Annotated in this window: 1 protein-coding gene; it reads left to right on the top strand. The window is 61.1% G+C overall.

Annotated features, from left to right (window positions below; translation table 11 throughout):
- Positions 1–84: 84 nt before the first annotated feature.
- The coding region (locus SB753_RS38030; protein WP_410805286.1) for a hypothetical protein at positions 85–265 on the top strand (181 nt) is incomplete at its 3' end.

Raw genomic sequence — 265 nt, 5'->3', positions numbered from 1 at the left:
CACAGCGGATACGCTTCAACAAAAGGCACAATTCACGGCGGCTTGGGCAACCCGGACCGCCTACTAATCGGAAGGACAGCAGCAATGACCCAGATTGGTTCTGTCGGATCAACAGCTCCGTCTCCGGACGCGCTGCACGGCATGGATGCCGAGACCATCAACCTCGTCCTTGAGCTCTTGGTGGCACCCCTTCAGGCCGCGGTGCCTCAGCCCACGGACTGTGTTAGGGATTCGCTGCAGGTCGTGCAGGACGACCTCCGTGGGC

The organism is Paraburkholderia sp. SIMBA_053 (assembly GCF_046534895.1).
Classification (GTDB): Bacteria; Pseudomonadota; Gammaproteobacteria; order Burkholderiales; family Burkholderiaceae; genus Paraburkholderia; species Paraburkholderia caledonica.
This window is presented reverse-complemented; position numbering and strand designations above follow the sequence as displayed.